The sequence below is a fragment of the Novosphingobium sp. AAP83 genome, assembly GCF_001295795.1.
Taxonomy (GTDB): domain Bacteria; phylum Pseudomonadota; class Alphaproteobacteria; order Sphingomonadales; family Sphingomonadaceae; genus Novosphingobium.
Genome location: NZ_LJHY01000053.1, coordinates 1 through 5,539, shown reverse-complemented (window position 1 = coordinate 5,539; position 5,539 = coordinate 1). Strand labels below are relative to the sequence as shown.

The following is a 5,539-nucleotide window of genomic DNA, read 5'->3' as shown; positions in this document are numbered from 1 at the left end:
CGGGGGTGGGCCTGTCACTCAGGGGCAAATTGCGGTCGGGTCGGCTCAACAACCCGCCCACCCCTCAATCAAACCAGATGCGCGGCTCTCCGGCGCGGCCCAGCATCAGCTCGGTCAGCGCCCACACACAGGCATCGGCGCGGTCGGGGGATCGTCCCGGCCCTTGGTATTCACCGCCCGGCATCAATCCGCACAGCTCATCCTCCAGCCTTGGAAACATCCCGGCGTGGCGCACCCGCCCTGCCTCATAAAGCGCCGCCACCGGCTCGGCCCGCGCCGTCTTGCCACGGCTTGCATGGACAAGGCGCAAGGGCAGCGATGCTTCGGCAGCGCGCAGCACCGCCTCCACCATCGCCCCGCCCTGGTTCGCCTCGGCCACCACCCGGTCCGCAGACCAGGCAAGCGCGGCATCTGCAACGGCGCGGGCCCATCGTTCGGGGCTGGCCTGTTCCACCGAACAGTCGGCCAGCACCCGCGCGATCCTGTCATCGCCCAAACCGCACACCACGATCCCGCAGGCATCGCCGTGCGCGCTGGCTGGCGGATCCACCGCCACCACCACGCGGGTCATCGGCGGAACCGTGGTCTCACGCGCACTTTCAATCAGCGCGCGGCTCCACAGCGCGCCCACCAGATCACGGATCAGCTCACCATGCAGTTCCTGCCGCCCCAGCAATGTGTCGCCGAAGGTCTGCTGCATGGCCGCAATAAATCGCGCTGGCAGGTTCTGCGCATTGTCAAACGTGCTTCCGCGCGTCAGCACCACCCCGCCTGCCTCGCCTTCGTCCAGCATGCGCCCCACCAAAGGCACAGGGCGCGGCGTCGTCGTTGCCACAAGGCGCGGATCAGCGCCCAACCGCAGGCCCATCAGCAGGTTGTCCCAGGCCGAGATGGCCCGGCTCGTCCCGCGCAGCGCGCCTGCGTCCCATTTGGCCACCTCATCACACCACGCATGGCTGTGCTGCGGCCCGCGCAAGCTTTCCGGCTCTCCAGCCGAATACAAAAACGCCTGCGCACCATTGGGCCACACCAGCCTGCGCACCGATGATTCAAACACCGGTCGCCGCTCGGGTGCGCCGATCGAAAGCAGTCCGCTCTCGCCTTCCACCATGATGCTGCGCGCCTCGTGCAGCGATGACGCCACCAGCGCGATCCGCGCATCGGGATCAGCCTCGGCTTGTGCGCGCACCCATTCGGCACCCAGCCGCGTCTTGCCAAACCCGCGCCCGGCCATCACCAGCCATATGCGCCAATCACCATCGGGCGCGCGTTGGGCCGCGCGGCCCCACACGTTCCAGTCCCACTGCCATTCGTCGTATTCCTCTTTTGAAAGTTTTTTCAAGAAGCCAACCAACTCGTCAGGGTTGGCCTCGATTAATGCGTCCAGCTCTTCGCCATTATCCATGCGAAGCGTCCGCACTCTCCTGCTCGGCCTTGCGGCGCGCCAGAACCTGCTCGCGCAATTGCAGCAGCTTTGCGTGGATCGAGGCGCGCACTTGCGCCACATCCTCATTGCCGCGGATTGCGCGCTGCCGCGCCACTGTCTCGCGATGTTGCGTCAGCAACCGCAGCGCATTGGCATTATCAAACTTGGCATCGGCATCCTTGGCCTCGCCAAAGCGCAACCGGTGCAGCAGTTCCAGCTCAAGGTTATCATAACCCTCGCACAGCGCCTCACGCCAGGCCTTGGCAAATGCGTTGTCATCCCGCTTCACTTTATAGGGATAGGATGGCTGCACCCCCGCAGCATTCGCCGCTGCGGTTACGTTTGATGTTTCCGCCAAAGCCAATAAAAATGCAGGCTGCCAGCTCCGCTTCGGCCCCGAACGCTTTGCCCTTTGGCGCTTTGCCGCCGTCACAGCGCCCTTGGTTGCGCGTGGACCAGACACACGTACAGACTGGGTTGGTTTGCCCATTCAGACCATCCTCGCGCTAAAAAGAAATGGATTATTCGGAATACCCGCAACGTCCGGTGCCGCCCTTTTGCGGCGACTCGGTCAATCGCAATGTTCTTGTTATGTACCGAATGAACCCGCAAATGTCAACCAGAAAGTGCCAATCTGGTTAATCAAACCATCTCTGGCACTTTGCGCGCGCCTCGCTTAGATGCCGCGCTGCAACAATTGACGGGATTCGTAATGCTCCGCCGCCTCTACGATTGGACAATGGCCAAGGCCTCGCATCCACACGCCGAATGGTGGCTGGCGCTGTTCGCTTTCATGGAAGCCAGCTTCTTCCCGATCCCGCCGCATCCCTTGCTCGGTCTGATGTGCCTGGCCGAACCAAAGCGCGCCATCCGCTTTGCCGCCATCGCCACAATCGCCTCGGTTATGGGCGGTCTGCTTGGCTATGCCATCGGCTATGCGCTCTACGATACGGTCGGCACACAACTGCTCGCTGCCCTCGGCCTCACCGAGAGCTTCCCCAAAGCCGCCTGCTATTTGCGCGATTACGGGGTAGAGATTATCATGATCAAGGGCGCCACGCCTATCCCGTTCAAACTGCTCACGATCACCGCAGGCTTCATCGCCATGCCGCTGGTGCCGTTCATCCTGGCCAGCATCGTGTCCCGCTCGATCAGCTTCATGATCGTCGGCGTGCTGTTCCGCCTGTTCGGTGCCCCGATCAAGCGCTACATCGATAAGTACCTCGGCCTCGTCACCGTCGGATTCGTCGTGCTCGTCGTCGGCGGCTTCATCGCCGCCACCATGCTCGGCGGCAGCGGAACCTCCGATGCCAAGTCCAAGTGCGAACAAGTCGCCCCGCTCAAATAATTCCGTCTTCCCCCTCCCGCTTGCGGGAAGGGCACACTCTCTTCCCCCCCTCCCGCTTGCGGGAGGGGTCGGGGGTGGGCTTACGACACTTGCCCTTACAACCCGAACCGCATCCCATACCCCAGCGCCACGGTAAACTGCGTCCGCTGCCCACGCTCCCGGATCAGCGATGTGCCCGCAGGTTCACCGCCCAGCCGGTCCACCCCGCCAAACAACGTGATCGAACGCCGCCGGTCCAGTGGCCGGACCAGCGCCCCTCCCACGCCATAGGACACCAGCCCGCCGTCGGGCCGCGAAACCGCCAGCCCGGTGCGCTGCGCTTGCTGCGCATTCACGCCAAAGTACGTCTGCATGTAATCGGCACTGGCAAGCTGCGCCCGCGGACCCACCGAATAGATCACACGCCCGCTACGTCCTTGCAGGGCCAGCGAAACATCACCGACAATACCCTCATGCGCGCCAAAGCCCTGACGCACTTCGATCCGCCCGCGCAACCGGTTTTTGGGTCCGAACCGCTTCTCCACAAAGCCACCGGCCTCGCCAGCCACACCAATATTGCCCATGCCGATCAGATCATCGCTGCCTCCAGCGATCTGGAACGGTGAACCACCGTCATTCTCATTACGGCCAACGCGCGCTTTCAGCAGCGGCCCCGCTTTCCAGCCGTCGCGGTTCACAGCATTCCAGCCAAGTCCATCTGGCAACGAGATAAAGATCGTGTCGTTGTAGTTCAGCCGAACGTCGGGAAAGATCGAAACCGCCGTATCGCGCGATCCTTGCCATGCGTTCCCGAACACCGGTGCCAAGCCCAAAGTTAGCACCCAACCCTGCGGCCCCGCAGGTGGTCTGGCCGCAGCCGCTCCGGCAGCTCCGGGATTGGCAACCGGACGCTGGTCTTGCGCCATAACCGGTGTGGCAAGCGCAAATACCAGCAGGGCAAGGGTCGGGAAACGATACATCGGTGCTCTCCATTTGACAGCAACACGGCCGGCGTAAACAGAAGCGCGCCCGGCTTTGATTACCCCGCCTTGGCACAACGCTCTTGAACGCAGCTTTGCCCGATTGTATCGAATTGTTAATCAGGCGGTTAAATAGCCGATTTCAGGCCGCTTTGGTTTTCACCCCGAACCGCCCGAACTTGCGATAACGCGTCATCCACCGATCAAGGAACAGCCCCAGTGGACGCGGGTTGACGCCCAGCGCCTCAATCCCCGGCAAAGTCCCCGTCGCCACATTCCCCGCAGCCAGCAGCTTCCACTGGTCCGTGGTGATCGGCGCACCCGGCAGCCAGCCCGTCAGCGCCGCAATCGCTGCCGATACCGCATCGGGCAATTCGGCAAACACCGGGCTGCGCCCCGCAGCCTTGGCAATCCGGCGGTTCAACTGGCCCATCGTAACCACTTCCGGCCCGGCCAGTTCATACGTCTTGCCGCCATGCGCCAATGGATTGGCCAGCGCGCTCGCCACCGCCTCTGCCGCATCGTCCACAAACACCGGCTGCAACTTCGCATCCGGCCCGAACACCGGCACAACCGGCAGCTTCGAAACCAACCCGCCAAACATGTTCAGGAAATTGTCGTCCTCGCCAAAAAGGATCGATGGCCGAACGACGGTTGCGGTCGGGAACGCCGCCAGCACCGCCACTTCGCCCTCGGCCTTGGTCCGGGCATAGGCCACATCGGAACCCGCATTCGCACCCAGCGCCGAAACGTGGACAAACGCCTTCGCGCCCGCATCCTTGGCTGCTTGCGCCAACGCCCCAACGCCTGCGCCTTGCAACCCATCCAGATTGCCCGCAAACGCGCCCACCAAATTGACCACCGCATCAACTCCGGTCAGCGCCACCGCCACCGTATGCGGCTTCAACACATCAACCGCCACCAGTTGCGTCTGCCCCAGCCCGCCCAGCGGCTTTACCCGGAACGCGCGTTCGGGATGGCGACTGCATACGCGCAGCCGCGCCCCGCGCGCCAACAGTTCCTGCGCCAGATGCGTCCCGAAAAAGCCTGTGCCGCCTACCAGCGCCACCAACATGCCATCGAGATCGCGCGTCTTGCCCTGTGCCATGTGCCCTAAATCCTGCAAATCGCGGCAGCGCCCGAAAACCAGCGCGCCCATACGCCGCCTTTGGCACAGCAAAGGGCGCGCTTTCAATGCCGAACATCCCCAATCTGCCCCCGACAGAAAAAAGAGTCCGCGATTCTCGACTTTGCCCCGTTGACACCCCGCCCCCCGTCGCTTAGTTGCGCCCTCCTACCCGGCAGCTGGCCCATTCGCCATCTGCCCCGTGCCCAGATGGCGGAATTGGTAGACGCACCAGCTTCAGGTGCTGGCGCTCGCAAGGGCGTGGAGGTTCGAGTCCTCTTCTGGGCACCAAAACTCCTGCGGGAGTGGCATCAAAATCGTTGGAAAATTAGCTGAGATCTGCCGTTTTCTGGATTATTTTGATGCATGTTTGGTCGCGGAGATTGACGGTGCGTGTTTGATGTGAACCGGTGGGGTTCTTTTGTCCAGCATCTGCAGATGTATTTTTAGGGCGTGAGGCCTTTGATGGTCTTGAGCCGCTTGGCGAAGTTGTAGGCTGCGATGAAGTTGGCGAGGTGCTCGCGCAGTTGGTCGTGGGTCTCATAATAGAAGCGCTTGACCGTCGCCTCCTTGATCAGCGGGACAGCCGATCCACCACCGCCCGGTGTGGTGAACTGGATACCGTTGTCGGTCAGTACGGTGTTGATCTTGTAGGGCACGGCATCAATCAGCCGGAGCAG

The 5,539-nt window shown here is 62.7% G+C and carries 5 protein-coding genes, 1 tRNA gene and 1 pseudogene; 2 read left to right on the top strand and 5 right to left on the bottom strand.

Translation table 11 applies throughout. The features are described 5' to 3' along the window. Positions 1-64: 64 nt before the first annotated feature. Together IP81_RS16970 and IP81_RS16965 are read right to left on the bottom strand one after the other, a co-directional pair. Positions 65-1,405, bottom strand: a complete 1,341-nt coding sequence (locus IP81_RS16970; RefSeq protein WP_054109191.1) for a DNA-packaging protein — start codon at positions 1,403-1,405, stop codon at positions 65-67. Beyond that, entirely contained in the window at positions 1,398-1,916 is a 519-nt protein-coding gene (locus tag IP81_RS16965; RefSeq protein WP_054109190.1) for a hypothetical protein, read from the bottom strand. The genes IP81_RS16970 and IP81_RS16965 overlap by 8 nt, the downstream gene beginning before the upstream one ends. A 222-nt stretch (positions 1,917-2,138) precedes the next feature. Here IP81_RS16965 and IP81_RS16960 point away from each other — a divergent pair, with 222 nt between their 5' ends. Beyond that, positions 2,139-2,774, top strand: a complete 636-nt coding sequence (locus IP81_RS16960; RefSeq protein WP_054109189.1) for a YqaA family protein — start codon at positions 2,139-2,141, stop codon at positions 2,772-2,774. A 95-nt stretch (positions 2,775-2,869) separates the two neighbouring features. On the opposite strand, the gene IP81_RS16955 is transcribed toward IP81_RS16960, so the two are convergent. Together IP81_RS16955 and IP81_RS16950 are read right to left on the bottom strand one after the other, a co-directional pair. Continuing rightward, positions 2,870-3,733: a MipA/OmpV family protein gene (locus IP81_RS16955; protein WP_054109188.1), complete on the bottom strand. Its 864-nt coding sequence runs from the start codon at positions 3,731-3,733 to the stop codon at positions 2,870-2,872. A gap of 142 nt (positions 3,734-3,875) precedes the next feature. After that, positions 3,876-4,841 carry a complex I NDUFA9 subunit family protein gene (locus IP81_RS16950; protein WP_054109192.1) on the bottom strand — a complete coding sequence of 322 codons (966 nt, stop codon included), beginning with the start codon at positions 4,839-4,841 and terminating at the stop codon, positions 3,876-3,878. A gap of 222 nt (positions 4,842-5,063) precedes the next feature. On the opposite strand from IP81_RS16950, the gene IP81_RS16945 reads away from it, so the two are divergent. Further along, positions 5,064-5,150, top strand: a tRNA-Leu gene (locus IP81_RS16945). A 20-nt stretch (positions 5,151-5,170) separates the two neighbouring features. Here IP81_RS16945 and IP81_RS21730 read toward each other — a convergent pair. After that, a pseudogene (locus IP81_RS21730) lies at positions 5,171-5,539 on the bottom strand (IS3 family transposase); the annotation flags it as partial.